The sequence below is a fragment of the Actinomycetospora sp. NBRC 106378 genome, from assembly GCF_030269685.1.
GTDB lineage: Bacteria > Actinomycetota > Actinomycetes > Mycobacteriales > Pseudonocardiaceae > Actinomycetospora.
On the sequence record NZ_BSTT01000010.1, the window covers coordinates 163,190 to 179,646 of the forward strand.

21 protein-coding genes and 1 pseudogene are annotated in these 16,457 nt (G+C 75.5%); 4 read left to right on the forward strand and 18 right to left on the reverse strand.

Annotation, left to right across the window (positions count from 1 at the left end):
* Positions 1-28: 28 nt before the first annotated feature.
* Positions 29-1,174 (reverse strand): aromatic ring-hydroxylating oxygenase subunit alpha, encoded by a 1,146-nt coding sequence (locus QSK00_RS21350; protein WP_285593858.1) that lies wholly within the window; start codon positions 1,172-1,174, stop codon positions 29-31.
* 328 nt (positions 1,175-1,502) lie between these two features.
* Between QSK00_RS21350 and QSK00_RS21355 the strand changes: the two genes are divergently transcribed.
* A complete protein-coding gene (locus QSK00_RS21355) occupies positions 1,503-2,687 on the forward strand; it encodes an NAD(P)/FAD-dependent oxidoreductase (RefSeq protein ID WP_285593861.1) in 1,185 nt (394 codons plus the stop codon).
* 12 nt (positions 2,688-2,699) lie between these two features.
* On the opposite strand, the gene QSK00_RS21360 is transcribed toward QSK00_RS21355, so the two are convergent.
* Positions 2,700-4,136 carry an MFS transporter gene (locus tag QSK00_RS21360; protein ID WP_285593864.1) on the reverse strand — a complete coding sequence of 479 codons (1,437 nt, stop codon included), beginning with the start codon at positions 4,134-4,136 and terminating at the stop codon, positions 2,700-2,702.
* Between the two features lie 234 nt (positions 4,137-4,370).
* Here QSK00_RS21360 and QSK00_RS21365 point away from each other — a divergent pair, with 234 nt between their 5' ends.
* Complete coding sequence (locus tag QSK00_RS21365; protein ID WP_285593865.1) at positions 4,371-4,709, forward strand: bifunctional 3-phenylpropionate/cinnamic acid dioxygenase ferredoxin subunit; 339 nt, start codon at positions 4,371-4,373, stop codon at positions 4,707-4,709.
* 28 nt (positions 4,710-4,737) lie between these two features.
* Complete coding sequence (locus QSK00_RS21370; protein ID WP_285593866.1) at positions 4,738-5,595, forward strand: DUF2127 domain-containing protein; 858 nt, start codon at positions 4,738-4,740, stop codon at positions 5,593-5,595.
* A gap of 4 nt (positions 5,596-5,599) precedes the next feature.
* Here the strand turns inward: QSK00_RS21370 and QSK00_RS21375 are convergent, their stop codons facing one another.
* Both QSK00_RS21375 and QSK00_RS21380 read right to left on the reverse strand, forming a co-directional pair.
* Positions 5,600-6,325 (reverse strand): TetR family transcriptional regulator, encoded by a 726-nt coding sequence (locus tag QSK00_RS21375; RefSeq protein WP_285593867.1) that lies wholly within the window; start codon positions 6,323-6,325, stop codon positions 5,600-5,602.
* 25 nt (positions 6,326-6,350) lie between these two features.
* Positions 6,351-6,557 (reverse strand): hypothetical protein, encoded by a 207-nt coding sequence (locus QSK00_RS21380; RefSeq protein WP_285593868.1) that lies wholly within the window; start codon positions 6,555-6,557, stop codon positions 6,351-6,353.
* Between the two features lie 99 nt (positions 6,558-6,656).
* Between QSK00_RS21380 and QSK00_RS21385 the strand changes: the two genes are divergently transcribed.
* Entirely contained in the window at positions 6,657-7,598 is a 942-nt protein-coding gene (locus tag QSK00_RS21385; RefSeq protein ID WP_352231160.1) for a quinone oxidoreductase family protein, read from the forward strand.
* A gap of 9 nt (positions 7,599-7,607) precedes the next feature.
* On the opposite strand, the gene QSK00_RS21390 is transcribed toward QSK00_RS21385, so the two are convergent.
* From QSK00_RS21390 to QSK00_RS21455, 14 genes and pseudogenes are all read right to left on the reverse strand, one after another.
* Positions 7,608-8,123: a hypothetical protein gene (locus tag QSK00_RS21390; protein ID WP_285593869.1), complete on the reverse strand. Its 516-nt coding sequence runs from the start codon at positions 8,121-8,123 to the stop codon at positions 7,608-7,610.
* A 126-nt stretch (positions 8,124-8,249) separates the two neighbouring features.
* Positions 8,250-9,242 (reverse strand): SDR family NAD(P)-dependent oxidoreductase, encoded by a 993-nt coding sequence (locus tag QSK00_RS21395; protein WP_285593870.1) that lies wholly within the window; start codon positions 9,240-9,242, stop codon positions 8,250-8,252.
* 86 nt (positions 9,243-9,328) lie between these two features.
* Positions 9,329-10,903 carry an alpha/beta hydrolase gene (locus tag QSK00_RS21400; RefSeq protein WP_285593871.1) on the reverse strand — a complete coding sequence of 525 codons (1,575 nt, stop codon included), beginning with the start codon at positions 10,901-10,903 and terminating at the stop codon, positions 9,329-9,331.
* Positions 10,904-11,000: 97 nt separating this feature from the next.
* Positions 11,001-12,065: an ATP-dependent DNA ligase gene (locus QSK00_RS21405; RefSeq protein ID WP_285593872.1), complete on the reverse strand. Its 1,065-nt coding sequence runs from the start codon at positions 12,063-12,065 to the stop codon at positions 11,001-11,003.
* 27 nt (positions 12,066-12,092) lie between these two features.
* Positions 12,093-12,695 (reverse strand): Asp23/Gls24 family envelope stress response protein, encoded by a 603-nt coding sequence (locus QSK00_RS21410; protein WP_285593873.1) that lies wholly within the window; start codon positions 12,693-12,695, stop codon positions 12,093-12,095.
* Positions 12,692-13,225 carry a DUF6286 domain-containing protein gene (locus QSK00_RS21415; protein ID WP_285593874.1) on the reverse strand — a complete coding sequence of 178 codons (534 nt, stop codon included), beginning with the start codon at positions 13,223-13,225 and terminating at the stop codon, positions 12,692-12,694. Before QSK00_RS21415 ends, QSK00_RS21410 begins: the two co-directional genes overlap by 4 nt.
* Complete coding sequence (locus QSK00_RS21420) at positions 13,225-13,653, reverse strand: Asp23/Gls24 family envelope stress response protein (RefSeq protein WP_285593875.1); 429 nt, start codon at positions 13,651-13,653, stop codon at positions 13,225-13,227. The genes QSK00_RS21415 and QSK00_RS21420 overlap by 1 nt, the downstream gene beginning before the upstream one ends.
* On the reverse strand, positions 13,650-13,829 hold the full coding sequence (locus tag QSK00_RS21425) for a hypothetical protein (RefSeq protein WP_018334428.1): 180 nt from the start codon (positions 13,827-13,829) through the stop codon (positions 13,650-13,652). Before QSK00_RS21425 ends, QSK00_RS21420 begins: the two co-directional genes overlap by 4 nt.
* 32 nt (positions 13,830-13,861) lie before the next feature.
* Positions 13,862-14,197, reverse strand: coding sequence for a hypothetical protein (locus QSK00_RS21430; protein ID WP_285593876.1), 336 nt, complete (start codon positions 14,195-14,197; stop codon positions 13,862-13,864).
* Positions 14,198-14,204: 7 nt separating this feature from the next.
* On the reverse strand, positions 14,205-14,657 hold the full coding sequence (locus tag QSK00_RS21435) for a hypothetical protein (RefSeq protein ID WP_285593877.1): 453 nt from the start codon (positions 14,655-14,657) through the stop codon (positions 14,205-14,207).
* Positions 14,654-15,139, reverse strand: coding sequence for an Asp23/Gls24 family envelope stress response protein (locus QSK00_RS21440; protein ID WP_285593878.1), 486 nt, complete (start codon positions 15,137-15,139; stop codon positions 14,654-14,656). The genes QSK00_RS21435 and QSK00_RS21440 overlap by 4 nt, the downstream gene beginning before the upstream one ends.
* 118 nt (positions 15,140-15,257) lie before the next feature.
* Complete coding sequence (locus QSK00_RS21445; protein ID WP_285593879.1) at positions 15,258-16,004, reverse strand: pyrimidine reductase family protein; 747 nt, start codon at positions 16,002-16,004, stop codon at positions 15,258-15,260.
* Positions 16,001-16,129, reverse strand: coding sequence for a DUF3072 domain-containing protein (locus QSK00_RS21450; RefSeq protein ID WP_179797665.1), 129 nt, complete (start codon positions 16,127-16,129; stop codon positions 16,001-16,003). Before QSK00_RS21450 ends, QSK00_RS21445 begins: the two co-directional genes overlap by 4 nt.
* A 63-nt stretch (positions 16,130-16,192) precedes the next feature.
* A pseudogene (locus QSK00_RS21455) lies at positions 16,193-16,372 on the reverse strand (DUF3072 domain-containing protein); the annotation flags it as partial.
* Between the last annotated feature and the right edge of the window lie 85 nt (positions 16,373-16,457).

Consider the following 16,457-nt stretch of genomic DNA (forward strand, 5'->3'; position numbering starts at 1 on the left):
TGTGCTGCGGGTCGGGTGGTGGGTGGCTTCAGCCGACGCGTTCGCGCACCCAGTCGTGGAACTCGCCGATGTGGTGCTCGCTCGGGACCAGCACCCCGCCCCGCGCGTACGACCGCGAGTCCATCGACACCTGGCAGCGCTCGCAGGCCTCGAAGTCCTGCTGGTTCACCCGGTGGAAGAGCTCCACCGAGCGGTCCAGGTCGGCCCCGGAGTCGACGACCTCGGGGAGGTAGAGCCAGTCGCAGACCACGAGCGTCCGGTCGGCGGTCAGGGGGAACATGCGGTGGAACACCACGTGATCGGGGACCAGGTTGACGAACACCTGCGGGCGCACCGTGATCGCGTAGTAGCGGCGGTCCTGCTCGGCGGCGACGCCCGGGATGCGCGCGTGCCCCGCCGAGCCGTCGACGGTGAAGCCCGCGACGTCCTCCCCGAACTCCGCCCCGTGCCCCACGAAGTACTGCGCGGCGAGCCCGTCGGCGAACTCCGGGAGCACCTCGGTCAGCTCCGGGTGGATCGTCCCGCAGTGGTAGCACTCCATGAAGTTCTCGACGATCTGCTTCCAGTTCGCCGCCACGTCGTAGGAGATGCGGCGACCGAGCTTCAGGCCGGCCACGTCGTAGCCGACGATCGCGTCGGGGGAGCCGAGGCGGGTGGTGACGTCGGCGACCACGGTGTCGGAGAAGGACGGCGGCTCGTCGGCGAGGCAGACCCACACGTAGCCGAGCCACTCCTGCACCGCGACGCGGTCGAGGCCGTACCGGTGCCGGTCGACGTCCGGCATGGAGGCGATGTTGGGCGCCGCGATCAGCTTCCCGTCCAGACCGTAGGTCCAGGCGTGGTACGGGCACTGGAAGGAGCGCCGGACCGAGCCCTTCTCCTCGGTGCACAGGCGCGCCCCGCGGTGCCGGCACACGTTGAGGTAGGCGTGCACGGCGCCGGTGCGTCCCCGCGCCACGATCACGCTCTCCCGGCCGACCTGCACGGTCTCAAAGTCGCCGGCGGACGGGATGTCCGCGGCGAGCACCGCGCAGAACCAGCCCTGCTCGAGGATCAGCGCCTGTTCGGCCGCGAAGATCGCGGGGTCGGTGTAGTACCGGCCCGGGAGGGTCTCCCGCAGGCTCTCGGGGAGCGCCGGGCCGGTGATCGATCCGACGAACTCACCAGTGGTCATCGTGCGTGCTCCTCGACGTGGGCCCGACCGGGCGAGCGGGCGGGTCCGGTCTGTCGGACCGCGCCGGTGCTGTTGCGCGATAGGCGACACTGGTTCTCATCACGCAACGAGCACGCTCCCCGTCGGAATCGGGCCGTGTCAAGGGCTGGCCGGGGAGAGTCCGGGATTTCCCGGCGTCGAACCCCTCCTTGACAACGTCAGGCCGTTCTCCCACGGTCTGAGTTGCGCATGGAGGATCACGTGCGCGTAGGACGCAACGTCGGTCCTGTCCGGTGCCGCGGCCGCGCGTTCGCGCCGCGGCGTCCCTCCCGTGTGCCGAGGAGCGCGCATGAAGACGATCGCGATCGTGGGGGCCTCCGTCGCCGGGGTGCGCTCGGCCCAGGCCCTGCGGGCCGCCGGGTTCGACGGCCGCCTCACCCTGCTGGGCGACGAGCCGCACGTCCCCTACGACCGGCCGCCGCTGTCGAAGGAGTTCCTGGCCGGGAGCACCGACGAGGCGGGCCTCGCGCTCCTCGACGACGAGGACCTCGCCGGGCTGGCGCTGGACCTGCGGCCCGGCACGCGCGCGGCGGCGCTCGACACCGCGGCGGGCCGGGTCCGGCTCGTCGACGGCGGCGAGGTGGCGGCGGACGGCGTCGTGGTGGCCACCGGCGGCAGCGCCCGGAGGCTGCCCGGCACGTCCGACGTCGAGGGGGTCCACGCGCTGCGCACCCTCGACGACGCGCGGGCGCTGCGGGCCGCGCTCGCGCCCGGGTCGCGGGTGGCCGTCGTCGGGGGCGGGTTCATCGGCGCCGAGGTCGCCTCCACGTGCCGGGCGCTCGGCCTGGACGTCACCGTCCTCGACGGCCTCGACACGCCGCTGGCCCCGGTGCTCGGCCCGACCGTCGCCGCGACCTGCGTGGCCCTGCACGACGACGCCGGCACCACCCTGCACGCCGGGGTCGCGGTCGAGGGTCTCACCACGGCGCCGACGTCCGGTGGGGCGCGCCGGGTCACCGGGGTGCGGCTGCGGGACGGCCGTGAGGTGCCGGCCGAGGTCGTCGTCGTCGGCGTGGGCATCACCCCGAACACCGGCTGGCTGCAGGGCTCGGGGGTGAAGGTCGAGAACGGCGCCTGCACCGACGACGGGCTCGTCACCGACGTCCCGGCCGTCGTGGCGGTGGGCGACGTCGCCCGCTGGTGCCGCGGCACGTCCACCCACCGCCACGAGCACTGGACGAGCGCGGGGGAACAGGCGGCGGTCGCCGCGGAGAACCTCCTCGCCGGCTCGACGGTCCGCACCGTCGCGCCCTCGGGCTACGTCTGGTCCGAGCAGTACGGCCGCCTGCTGCAGCTCGCCGGCCACCCGGACTCCAGGGACGCGGTCGAGGTCCTGCACGGCGATCCGGGGGAGCGGCGGTTCGTCGCCCGCTACGTCGGGACGGACGGGGCGACGACGGGGCTCTTCGCGATGGCCGAGCCGCGGATGTTCGGCCGCCTGCGGCGCACCGAGCTGCCGCGCCGGGCCGGCTGAGGCCCCACCGGCTCAGTCCCGGGGATGTTCGAGGAACACGCCGTCCGGCGAGCGTTCGGGCGGTGGCAGGTCCGCGCTCGAGGCGAGCGGCCGGGCGCCGGCGAGCGGGTGCCCGGCGCTCTCCTCGAGGAACGCCACGCTCACGAGGCCGATCACGCCGGCCGCCACCAGGAACCAGCCCGCCCAGTCGAGGTAGCCGGTCGACGCGGTGAGGGCGGCGATCGCGGTCGGGGAGGTGCCCGCGAAGACCGAGACCGCGACGTTGAAGGTGAGCGCGAGGCCGCCGTAGCGCACGAGGGTGGGGAACACGGCGGGCAGCGTGGACGGCGCCACGGCCGCGAAGCAGAGCAGGCACGCGCCCATCAGGGCCAGCCCGCCGATCTGACCGAGCAGGCCCTGGCGGAGCAGCCAGACCGCGGGCAGACCGGTCACCACGAGCGCGGTGCTGCCCGTGAGCAGGACGGGTCGACGGCCGATCCGGTCGCTCAGCCGCCCGACCGTCGTGATCGTGGCCAGCATCGTGAGCATGACCGCGACCTGCAGCCCGGTCGCGGCCGCGGTGCCGGTGCCGGCCTCGCCGTACTCGACCAGCGTGCTCGTCAGGTAGGTGGGCACGTAGCTCGTCATCACGTAGTTCGCGACGTTCCAGGCCACCACCAGCCCGCCCGCCACGAGCACGCCGCGGCGGTAGCGCACCAGCACGATCGTCAGGGCCCGGCGCAGCGGCATGCCCGCGACCGCGGGGGAGCGGTCCATGAGCTGACGGAAGGCCGGGGTGTCCTCCAGGCGCAGGCGTAGGTAGATGCCGGTGATCCCGAGCGGGAGGGCGAGCATGAAGGGGAGGCGCCAGCCCCAGGAGAGCAGCGCGTCGTCGGGCAGCAGGGCGATGACCAGGGCGCTCGCGCCGGCCCCGAGCGTGTAGCCGCTCAGCGTGCCGAACTCGAGCCAGCTGCCGAAGAAGCCGCGACGCCGGTCGGGGGCGTACTCCGCGATCAGGGTGAGGGCCCCCGTGTACTCCCCGCCCGCGGAGAAGCCCTGCAGCATCCGGATGACCAGCACGAGGACCGGGGCGGCGACGCCGATCGTCCCGTGACCCGGCACGAGGCCCAGCAGCAGCGTGGCCGCCGCCATGAGCACGACGGTGGCCGAGAGGACCCTCGTCCGTCCGATGCGGTCGCCGAGGGGTCCGAAGACGAGGCCGCCGAGCGGGCGCATCACGAAGGCGGCCGCGAACGCGCCCAGCGTGTAGACCGCCGCCCAGGGCCCGGCGTCGGGGAAGAAGACCCGGCTCAGCACGGTGCCGGCGAGGTAGGAGTAGAGCCCGAAGTCGTACCACTCCGCGACGTTGCCCACGGCGGCCGCGGCGGTCGCGCGCCGCAGGACGTACTCGCCCTCGACGGCCGGCGGCCGTACCCCGTCCCGCCGCCACGGGTGCGGCTGGTCGATCATCCGATCCCCTCGCGGACCTCGGTTCGCTGCGGCCCTGACCGGGAAGTGTGTCACCCGGATGTCGCCGTGTTGGACGGCGTATTGACATATCAGTCGCGTACCAGCCGTGTCATCCAATGGCAACAGTACGTCGCCAGAAGTCCCCGGTGACCCCCTTGACGGCGCTTCCGCGAATCGTCACGCTCATGTTGCGAATCGCAGGACGCGCCGCGCAATACGCAACAGGAGCCAGACATGATCTACGTGGGCGAACTCTCGGACATCCCCGACGGCGAGTCGGTCCGGGTGGAGGGGACGGTGGCGATCGCGGTGTTCCACGTCGGGGGCGAGCTCTTCGCCATCGACGACACCTGCACGCACCAGGACGCGTCGCTGTCCGACGGCTTCCTCGAGGGCTGCGCGGTGGAGTGCCCGCTGCACGCCGCGTGCTTCGACCTCCGGACCGGGCGCCCCGACGGCCCCCCGGCGAAGAAGCCGGTGCGTACCCACGCCGTGTCGGTCACCGACGACGGCCAGGTGTGGGTGCAGGAGACCGTCACCGTCCCGGTGGCGGAGCTGGCACCCGCCGTGTGAGCACCCGTCGTCGCCCTACGATCGCAGGGTGACGACCAAGGTCGCGGTGCCCCGGCCGCCGGGCACCGTCCCGCCGGCGCGGTTCCGGCCGCGCTTCCACTACGAGCTCATCACCTGCGGGCTACGTGGCCACTCCCTGCTCGGGACCGACGCGGCCACGCTCGACACCGACGACGCCGGGTTCGACGTCGGTCTGGTCGTGCGGGAGTCCGCCGGTTCCCGCTGGCACCGGTGCCTGCGCTGCGACTCGTGGGTGCCGCTGCCCCCGCCGGCCGCCCCGGGGCGGGACCGCCTGCCCACCCGGGCCGAGGTCGACCTGCCGCTGCGCGGCCGGGCCTTGCGGGACCGGTTCGTCCTGCGGCTCATCGCGATCGACCGCCTGCTGCACTTCCTCGGGCTCGGCCTCGCCGCCGCGGCGGTGTTCGTGTTCCTCGCGGACCGCGAGGCCCTGCGCACGCCGTTCTTCGCCGTGCTCGACACGCTGCGCCGGACCCTCGGTCTCGGTGACGGCCTGCAGGAGGGGGTCCTCGGCGAGGTGACCCGCGCGTTCACCGCCCAGGACCGGACGATCGTCCTCGTGGGGATCGCCCTCGCCGCCTACGCCCTCCTCGAGGGGGTGGAGGCACTCGGGCTGTGGTGGGGCCGACGCTGGGCCGAGTACCTCACGCTGATCGCGACGTCCGTGCTGCTGGTCCCCGAGATCTACGAGCTGACCGTGCGGGTCACCCCCACCAAGGTGGTCGCGCTGATCGTGAACGTCGCGGTGGTGGTCTACCTGCTGGTCGCCAAGCGTCTCTTCGGGCTGCGCGGGGGTGCGGCCGCGGAGGAGGCCGCGCGCGCCGCGGACCAGGGGTGGGAGGCCCTGGCACGCACCGCTCCCGCCTGACCGTTCAGGGCTCGCGGGAGGCCCGGTAGCGGTCGCCGTCGGGCCGGGCGCGGTCGCGCCAGCCCGACGCGGCCCAGTCCTGCGACCACGCCTCGGAGGTGAGGACCGGCACGAGGCCCTCCCACGACTCCGACATGCGCGTCCACAGGTCGTCCGGGCCGTCGGCGAGGGCGTGGTTGCCGGAGGCCACGGCGACGACCGTGCGGGCGGCGCGCACCGGGTCGACGTTCGACGCCAGCAGCCCGGCCGCCTCGGCCTGGGTCAGCCGCTCGACGGTCGCGTGCTCCCACGCGGTCAGCCACGCGAGGCGGTGCTCGCGGAGGTCGGGCTCGTAGATCGCGCGACTGATGCCGCGGACGAGCGGGTCGTACATCCACCGTGCCGTGTAGGCGTCGGTCTCGAGGAGCAGTCGCCACAGGGGGTCCACGCCCTGGCGGTCGATCCGGTCGACCAGGGCCGACCAGGAGTCGCAGACCTCGACCAGCAGGGCCTCCGCGAGCGCCCGCTTGGACCGGAAGTGGAAGTACAGCGCGCCCTTCGTCAGGCCCGCGACGGCGAGGATGTCGCTCAACGCCGCCCCGCGGTAGCCCTGGGCGTCGAACACGGTGGCCGCGGCGAGCAGCAGCCGACGGCGGGTCCGACGGGTCCGTTCCCCGACGTCGCCGTCGGCCCAGGCCGACCCGGGAACGGGGAGCTCCGGGGCCGACGGCGCGGACTCGGAGGAGGTCACGCGCACATCGTACGGCCCCGGACGATCATGACCGTCGCAGGGCGTGGCGTGGTGTGCGCTCCTCGCGGGCCGCCGCGAGCAGGGCGAGGACGGTCCTCGCGGTGCCCGGCGCGGGCGCCGTGGGTCGCCGGAAGGTGAGCATGGAGGGGCCGACCGCCTCGGTGTGACGGGCCCACCGGTCGACCTCGTCGAAGATGGGGGTGGGCCGGAGCGCGTCGACGTCGGGGGACACCCCGACGACGGTGCCACCGCCGACCCCGCCGGCCCAGGGACGTCATCACAACGGGAGTGACGGTCCGCCCGTCGGGGGAACACCCGGACCGTGCGAGCCGTGGGAGTGACCGAGTTCGGCGGGCCCGAGGCCCTGCACGTGGTCGAGCTGCCGGACCCGGAGCCGGGGCCGGGTGAGGTGCTGCTGGACGTCGCCGCGGCCGCCGTCAGCCCGACGGACACGTTCACCCGCAACGGCGCGCGCGCCGAGGCCCTCCGGAAGGACCCGCCGCCGTACGTGCCCGGGATGGACGTGGCCGGCACCGTGGCGGCGCTCGGCCCCGACACCGCCGACGCCGGCCTCGCCGTCGGGGACCGGGTCATGGGCATCGTCGTGCCCTCCGGGTCGCACGGCGGCTACTCCTCGCGGATCGCCCTCCCCGTGGACTCGGTGGCGCCCGCGCCCGCCGGCGTCGGGGACGCGGCGGCCGCCACCCTGCCCATGAACGGGCTGACGGCCCGCCTCGCCCTGGACCGGCTGGCTCTGCCCGCGGGCGCCACGCTGGCCGTGACCGGTGCCGCCGGGGCGTTCGGCGGGTACGTCGTGCAGCTCGCGAAGGCCGACGGGCTGCGGGTGGTGGCCGACGCGGCGCAGGCCGACGAGGACCTGGTCCGCGGCCTCGGTGCGGACCTCGTCGTGCGGCGCGGCGACGGCGTCGCCGACCGGATCCGCGCGGCGGTCGGCGGCGGGGTGGACGGCATCGCGGACGGGTCGCTGCAGACCGACGACCTCGTCCCCGCGCTCGTCGACGGCGGCCGCATCGCCACCGTGCGCGGGTACGGTGGCCCGGAGGGCGGCAGCGGCCGGGGCATCACCTGGCACCCGGTGTGGGTGCGCGACTACGCGCGGAACCGGGCCGCGCTGGACCGGTTGCGCGAGCAGGTCGAGTCCGGGGCGGTGACGTTGCGGGTCGCCGCCACCGTGCCGGCCGAGGAGGCGGCCGAGACCCACCGGCGCCTGGAGGCCGGAGGCGTCCGGGGTCGGCTCGTCATCACGTTCTAGGTCGAGCGCTCAGAACGTGGGAAGCACCGCGACGACGAGGAGCGCGACCACCGCGAGCACCATGCCGACGGCCGCGACCGGGCGGCGGACCGACGTGCGCAGCCCGACCGCCCCGGCGACGAGGGCGACGAGGGCGATCCCGATCCCGACGAAGCCGTCCCACGACAGCGCCATGCTCCCGAACGCGAGTGGCCGCAGCCCGACCAGCAGGGCCAGCACCCCCAGCACCGCGGAGAACGACGCGGCCGGGTTGCCGGGCGTGCGGGGGTCCTCGGCGTCGTCGTCGACGCCGATCGGGGCCCAGCCGCCGGTCGGCGGGGGGTAGGCGCGGTAGCCGTACCCGGGCGGGGCCTGCCGGGGCATCCCGGGCGGCGGGGCCATCGGCGGCATGGGCGGCATGGGCGGCACCGGCTGTCGCGGGTGCGGCGCGTGCCGCGGGGCGCCGTGCGGCGACCGGTCGCGCACCGCCCCGCCGTCACGCTCGTCCGGCCCCGGACCGCTCCGGTGCGGTGTCTCCTGGCTCATGCGTCGCCCCCGATGGCGCCGGCGGCCCCGCCTCGTCACGGGGCCCTCGTCCGGCGCATCGTCGGTCGGGCGCCCGGTGTTAACGCGGGGGCCCGATCGGATGAACCGATCCTCAGCGGGAGGGGTTCAGGACGCGTCGGCGTCGTGCGTCGCGTCGACGCACAGCGTCCACAGCGCCGCCCGCTGCGCCGCGGTCTCCTCGCCGAACAGGTAATGGGTCGGACGGGGGGAGCGGTCGTGCCAGAACAGGCCGCTGCAGTGCCCCGGCTCGGTGTCGGCCTGCAGCCACACCGCGGTGTCGGCGCCCTGCTCGGCGGTGCGCAGCAGGGGGCCGGTGAGGCGGTGGAAACCCGGCAGCGAGTCGGCGACGCCCGGGGTGTCGGCCCAGCCGGGATGCATGCTGTGCACCACCACGCCGCTCGGTGCGAGGTCGTCGGCGAGCAGCTCGGCGAGCACCACCTGCATCCGCTTGGTGCGCGCGTAGGCGGCGCCGCCGGAGTAGCGGCCCTCGGTGTACTCCGGGTCGTCGGTGCGCAGCGAGGCGGTGTACATCCCGCCGGAGGAGACGAACACGACCCGGGCGGGGGCGCCGGGACGGTCGGGGGGCGAGCCGGCGCGCAGCAGCGGGAGCAGCTCGCGGGTCAGCAGGAACGGGCCGAGCACGTGCGTGGCGAGGCAGAGCTCGTGGCCCTGCGGGCTCTCCGACCGCTCGGCCGGCAGGACGCCGGCGTTGTGCACCAGCCCGTGCAGGGCCAGCAGCCGGTCCCGCGCGTCGAGCGCGTAGCGGCGCACGTCGGAGAGGTCGGACAGGTCGCAGCGGGCGACCGTGACCTGCGCGTCCGGGTGCGCCGCGAGGATCTCCGCGCGGGTGGCCTCCCCGCGGGCCCGGTCCCGGACGACGAGCTCCACGGCCGCGCCCAGCCCGGCGAGCCCGGTCGCGGTGGCCGACCCGAGCCCCGAGCTCGCGCCGGTGACCGCGATCGTCCGACCCGCGAGCGCCTGTGGGGGTAGAGCCGGCCAGGACGCGGAGCGCGCCAGGTAGCCCAGCCTCGAGTAGCCGGGGACGACGAGGCGGTCGAGCGCGGCGTCGACCAGGCGGGGGAGTCGCGGGAGCGGCACGGGGTCAGACCCTACGGGCAGCCGGACCGCTCGGCAGGAGGATGATCATCACGGCATCGTCGGTTCGGGCTCCGCTGCGCTCGGTCTCACGGTGGACAGACCGTCTCCTCGCGCGGGACGTCCTCCCGGAGCAGGTAGTCGTCCACCACCCCGCTGATGCACGGGGTCGCCGGGTACGCGCCGTGGCCGGTGCCCAGCCAGGACACCAGCGCCGAGGACTGCATCCCCGCGGCCACCCGCTGGCTCTCGGCCAGCGGGACGAGCGGGTCGGCCGAGGTCCCGAGCAGCACCGTGGGCACGGCGGTGCCGGCGAACGGGGTCGGCTGCTCGGTCGGCACCGGCCAGGAGGAGCACACCAGCGCCCGCTGCGCGAACCAGCCGCCGAACACGGGGTCGGTCGCCCGGGCCCGGGCGGCGGCCTGGGCCACCTGGTCGATCGTCGGGCGCTCCGACTCGTCGTTGCAGGCGCTGACCAGGCCGAGGTCGAACCCGCCCTCGTTCTCGTTCTGCTCGGAGAGCGCCAGGAGCCCGGTCGGGTCCCCGCCGCGCGCGCCCGCGAGCGCCGACGCCAGGGTCGGCCAGGAGTCCGGGTCGGCCAGCCCCGGCACCAGGACGCTGACGACGGTGCCCGCCGTGACCCGTCGTCCGGGCACGGAGCCGGTGGCGGTCGGCGGCGCGACCAGGGGAGAGCCGCGCAGGCGGGCGACCAGGTCGGCGACGGCGCCGCGCGGGTCGGCGCCGAGGGCGCACCCGGTGGCCACGCAGTTCTGGGCGAACGCGTCGAGGGCCCGGCGGGCGGCGTCGCCGCGCTGGTCGGCGGTGAGCCCCGCCGCCGCGGTGGGGTCGGGCAGCGCGTCGAGGACCAGCCGGCCCTGCTGGTCGGGGTGGCTCTGGGCCCAGCGCGCCAGCGTGGCCGCGCCACCGCCCAGGCCGACGGCGTGCAGTCGTACGGCGCCGAGGGCCCGGCGGACCTCCTCGAGGTCGTCGGCGTCGGTCGCGGTGCCGTACTCGGTGAGGGAGTCCTCGAGCAGCTGCGAGCAGGTCCGTGCCGCCGTCGCCGCGGCGGCTGCGAGCGGGGCCAGCGCGACCGGGTCGGCCGCGGCCGGATCGGCGTCGGAGATGGCCGCCCGCGTGGACGGCGTGATGCAGTCGACGCCGCCCGCGGACGCCCCGCGCACGTCGATGCCGTAGAGCGTGCGGCCGTCGAGCAGCTCGGCGGGCGCGCGGGCGGCGAGCCGCACGGCCTGCTCGACCCCCGTCCGCCGACCGGGGTCGCCCAGCACGGCGATCGGCACGGTCGGCACCGCCGGCGCGGGTCCGAGCGACACCCGGGTGACGTCGACCTCCGCGGCGCTGGTGGCCGATCCGCTCGCGTACCCGCCGCCGACCGGCACCGTCGCGCACCCGAACCGCAGGTCCCGCCCCCCGAGCACGGCGGCCCCGCCGAGTCGGGAGAGCTGGCCCGCGGTGCACTCGGTGAAGTCGAGTTGCGGCGAGGACGCGATCAGCGGGGGGAGCAGCGAGGGCGGTGGCGCCGGCGGCAGCGCACTGCTCGTCGCGGGCGCGGCCGGCTCGTCGCTGTTGACGGTGGCCACCGGGGGACGGCGGCTCGGGCCGACCGCGCACCCGGCCAGGAGGACCGCGAGGAGCAGGAGGAGCAACCACCGGGGACGACGGATGGCGGGACCTCTCGACGGGACGGGCGGCGGGCGCGGCCCCATGATGCCGGGGCCCCGGTCGTCCCGCGGTGAGGGCCCGTCAGGCGGGCGGCAGGATGTCGGCGAGGTCGAAGCTGGTCGGCCGGTCGAGCTGCTCGTAGGTGCACGACGACGGGTCTCGGTCCGGGCGCCACCGCACGAACTGCGTGGTGTGCCGGAACCGGTCGCCCTCGAGGTAGTCGTAGCGCACCTCGACGACGCGCTCCGGTCGCAGCGGCACGAACGAGAGGTCCTTCCCCGCGTTCCAGCGGCTGGTCTCGTTCTTGCGCGGGGTGCGCTCGCCCTGCTCGTGCGCCGCCCAGTTCCACGGGTGCTCGTCGAAGGTCGTGACCAGCGGCTGCAGCTCCGCCATCAGCTCCCGACGACGGGCCATGGTGAAGGCCCCCACGACCCCGACGCTCGCGAGCGTCCCGTCGGCGGTGTGCAGTCCGAGCAGCAGCGAGCCGAGGGCGTCCGGCCCGGACTTGTGCACCCGGTAGCCCGCGACCACGCAGTCGGCGGTGCGCTCGTGCTTGATCTTGCTCATCACGCGCTTGTCCGGCTGGTAGGTCAGGTCGGGCTTCTTCGCGATGAGCCCGTCCAGCCCGGCGCCCTCGAAGCGGACGAACCAGTCCTGCGCCTCGTCGACGTCGGTGGTCATCGGCGTCACGTGGACGGGCGCGCGGTCGTCGAGCACGTCGACCAGCCGGGCCCGGCGCTCGGCGAACGGGCGCCGGGTCAGGTCCTCGTCGTCGACGGCGAGCAGGTCGAAGGCGACGAACGACGCCGGCGTCTGCTCGGCGAGCAGGGTGACGCGCGAGACGGCGGGGTGGATGCGCTGCTGCAGCGCCTCGAAGTCCAGACCGTGCCCGTCGGGGGTGGCGACGATGATCTCGCCGTCGACCACGCACCGCGGGGGCAGGTGCTCGCGGAGGGCCTCGACGACCTCCGGGAAGTACCGCGTCATCGGCTTGGTGTTCCGGCTGCCGATCTCCACCTCGTCGCCGTCGCGGAAGACCACGGCCCGGAAGCCGTCCCACTTCGGCTCGAAGCACTGGCCGTCCGGGATCGACTTCACGGGCTTGGCCAGCATCGGCAGCACCGGGGGCATCACGGGCAGGTCCACCGCGCCAGTCTCCTCGCCGCCGTGGCGCTACTGCACGCGCGGGCTCTGCGAGGCCTTCGCGTCGAGCTCGAGCCGGACCGCCGTGGGCAGCGCGTCCACGGAGAACGCCTGGCGGGCGCGGGCGAGGACCCGGCCGTCGATGTCGGCCCAGACGTCCCGGACGTCCGTGCCCTCGACGAGCCACAGTGACATCCGCAGCGCGGGACGGCGCTCGGTGCCCACCATCCGCACGCGGGCCCGGCTCACCCCGTCGATGGCCTCGGCGTCGTGCCGGACGGCATCGGCGATGGCCGAGTGGTCCACGGTCAGGCGCTCGCCCGGGGTCTCGGAGAGCAGGACGTCGGGCCGCGGCTCGGGGCGCAGGGAGCGCACCGCCCAGATCAGCCCGACGACGAGCAGGACGATGCCGGCGGCGATCGCGATCCAGCGGGTCGGGTCGACGTTCTGCCCCACCCAGCCGGTCACGACGGGGTCGAACAGCGGGCGCTGCGCCCGGTTGGACCCGAAGACGCCGGTGCCGAGCAGGACGACCAGGACGCCGAGCGCGAGCAGGACGAGGCCGGAGAGGACGACGAGCGTGCGGTCCCCGGCGGCGGACCGGGCGACGGCGGCGCGGGAACGGCGGCTCACTTGACCCCCTTGGTGGCGGCGACGGTGACGGACACGCGGGGACGGCGGGCGAGCGGGAGCCGCCCGAGGACCTCGTCGACGCGCTCGCGCACTGCGGTGCGGACCTCGTCCGGGGCGTCGAGGGTGCCCGCCCGGACGACGACCTTCTTCTGCGACGCGACCACGGAGGCGGACACGACGTCGGCGTGCGAGCGGACCTCGTGCCCGACCGCGCGGGCGAGCGAGCGCGGCGAGGTGGTGACGGTGACCTCCGGGACCGGCTCGGTCAGCGCGACGTCGTGGCGGCGGGCGACGAGGCCGACCAGCAGCACGAGCAGGCCGACCACGCCGACGCCGATCGCGACACCGCGCACGGCCCCGGAGGACCAGCTCAGGTTCCCGATCGCGGCCTGCCAGGTGGGCCACGGCACCACCAGCGGCGACGAGGAGGGCGCGACCCAGGCGACGATCACCTCGAGCGCCGTGAGGGCGCCGACGGCGGCGAGGAGGAGACCGAGCAGCGGCGAGAGCAGCCGTAGGAGGACGCGCATCACTGCACCCGGGAGGTCGGGGCCGTGGGACCGGCCGGGACGGACAGGGCGGAGACGGTGACGTCGAGCGAGCGCACCGCGTATCCGGTGAGGGTCTGCACCCGCTCGCGCACGTTGCCGCGGACCGCGTCGACGGTGAGCGCGATCGGTGCCGGGTAGGCGAGGGGGACCTCGAGACGCAGGTCGACCTGGTCGCCGTAGCCGGACACCTTGGCCGAGGCACCGGCCTCGCCGAACCCGAGCCCGGCGACCCGGCGCTCGGTGCGCACCGTGCCCTCGGTGGAGTCGGCGGCGTGCTCGGCGATCCGGCGGACGACGCCGAAGGAGATGTCCAGGCTCCCGCGCTCGCCCGGCTCGTCGGGGGCCGCGGGAGCGGTCGACGGGACGACGGGCACGGGGGTCGTGGCGTCCGAGGACGGCGTGCTCATCGGTCGCGACCGCGGCCGGTGAACTGCGTGATGTCGAGCTCGCCGTCGAGCACGCGCCCGACGACCAGACCGAGGATGCCGAGGACGAGGGCGATGAAGAACCCGACGAGACCGCCGGCCGCGGCGGCGACGCCGAGCAGGAGGCCGACGAACAGGCCGGCCGTGGTGGCGCTCATGGTGTGGAGCTCCTGACGTGGAGGGGGTGGGGTCAGACGACCCGGCGGGTTCGCACCGGGTTGAGCGGGGCGCGGCCCAGCCAGCGACGGCCGGCGCGCAGCGTGCGGGGGACGACGTGGCCGGAGACCGCGACGATCGGTGCGTCGAGACGCGGGTCGTCGTCCGCGATCGACCAACGCGGCGATGCGTCGGTCCGGGCGTCGGGGCCGCGCCCGTCGTCCGCGGTCGGGACGGCCTCGAACGGTGAGCGCCCGGCGCGGAACGCCGCCAGACCCCGGCGGAAGATCTCCGGGTCGCCGCCGACGTCGGGATGGTGCCGACGGACGAAGGCCCGGAACTCGCCGGCCGGGGTCGGGGCGGGGGTCACGGGGTGCTCACGGCCCCGCGTGACCGGCGGCCGCGGCGGTCTCCGCCGGGTCGGTCGGGTCGGCGAGGTCGGTGACCACGACGTCGACGCGTCGGGCGCCGGTCTCCGCCGCGACGAGGGCACGCAGGGCCTCGGCGGTGGGCCGGACCCGGGCGCCGAGCCGGAGCACCACGCTGATCCGCGACGGCTCGTCACCGTCGCCGAGGGAGACCCCGACGAGCCGGCGTCCCGGCAGGTACGTCGCGATCGACCCGAAGGTCCCGCCGGAGAGGCGCACCACGTCCGGGTGGGCCAACAGGGCACCGGCGACCCGTTCGGAGAGCGTGCCGAGGCCGGGCGCGCCGGCCGATCCCGGCGACACGGCCCGCACCCCCGCGGCGGCCGCCGTGTCGAGCTGCGGACCCGACGGTGGCACGGCCCCCGCGCCGACGGCCGGGCCCCGCCCGGCGGGGCCGCTCACTCGACCCGGGCGGTCGGGGCCGGCGCGGGCTCGGAGTCGTTCTCGTCGCCGGGCATGTGGATGTCGTTCACGGCGATGTTGACCTCGATCACCTCGAGCCCGGTCATCTGCTCGACGGCACCGATGACGTTGCGGCGGACCGCGCGGGCCAGCTCGACGATGCCGGCGCCGTACTCGACGACGATGTCGAGGTCGATCGCGGCCTGCTTCTCGCCGACCTCGACCTGCACGCCGGCGGCCTGCGAGGTGCCGGTGCCGCCGGGGATGCGCTCGCGGATCGCGCCGAAGGCGCGCGAGACGCCGCCGCCCATCGAGTACACGCCCGAGACCTCACGGGCGGCGATGCCGGCGATCTTCTGGACCACGCCGGAGGCGATGGTGGTCTTGCCCTGCCCCGAGTCGTCGGCGAGGCGGGCGGGGGTGGCGCCACCGGTCCGCGGCGCGGCCGGAGTGGTCGTGGCCGAGTCGGAAGGGGTCGTCATGTGGGCGCTCCTCTGCGCGGGGATTCCGGGGGGCGGTCGGGGACCGCCGTCGGCGGTGATCGCTGTGCGCGGCCGACTACCCGTACGACGGCGGCCTCCGGGATACCGTCACGGATTGTCACTCGAACGGACTAACGGTGTACCGCAGCAGGAGCCCGTCGTCGTGGGCGAGGGCCGAGGTCAGCCGCAACGGGAGCGGGGCGGGCAGCTCGGGACCGGCGACGATGCGACCCGGCCCCGCGCCCACCAGCTGCGGGGCGACCGACAGGCACAGCTCGTCGACCAGCCCGGCCGCGGCGAAGGACCCGAAGAGCCCCGGGCCCCCCTCGCAGAGCACCCGGGGCAGTCCCCGGGCCGCCAGCGAGTCGAGGACCGCGGCGGGGGAGAGGTCACCCGCGTCGAGGACCTCGGCCAGCCCGGCGTACCGCTCCCGTGCCGCCGGGGCGGCCGTCGCAGTGGTGACCACCAGCGGGGGGACCGCCGTGTCGGTGAACAGCGCCGCGTCCGGCTCGAGCGCGGGGGTCGCGGTGACCACCGCGACCGGCGGCACCGCGGCCTGCCCCCGCGCCCGCCGCCGGGCCCGGGCGGCCTCGGAGGTGCGGGCGCCGCGGTAGTCCTCCGCCCGGACCGTCCCCGAGCCCGCCAGGATCACGTCGGACAGCTCCCGGAGCACCCCGAACAACGTCCGGTCGCCCGGGGCGTCGAGGCCGGTGGACCGGCCGTCGACGCTGACCGCGCCGTCGGCGCTCGCCGCGAAGTTCACGCGGACGAACGGCCGCGGGCCCGCCGGGTGGGCGTAGAGCTCCGTGAGGGCCGCCCGGTCGAGCTCGCCCGCCGGACCACCCGGGGGCCAGACGTGCCTCACTCCTGCGTGCGCTTCTGCAGGTCGTCGATCGCGCGGGAGGCCTGGGACTTGGTGAGGTCGGCCGGCGGCTCCTCCCCGGCCCGCTGGGCGAGGGTCTCGAGGTAGCTGGCCTGCGGGCCGGTCATCGGCTCGTCCCCGGTGACCCACTCGCCGGTCGGCCGCTCCTGCCGGTTCGAGTCGGCCGAGCCCTGCAGCCGCTCGATCTCGTCGGAGGCCTGGGCCTTCGTGAGGTCGGTGGGGGGCTCCTCGCCGGCCTGCTGGGCGAGGGTCTCGAGGTAGCTGGCCTGCGGGCCGGTCATCGGCTCGTCCCCGGTGACCCAGTTCGCCGGATCCTTCTCCGCGGCGGAGCCCTCGCCCTGCTGCTTCACCTCGTGCGGATCCGGTGCGCCGGACCCCGTGCTCCCGGACGTGACGGGCGTGTGACGGGAGGGGTCTTGGCCGGACGGCGTGTCG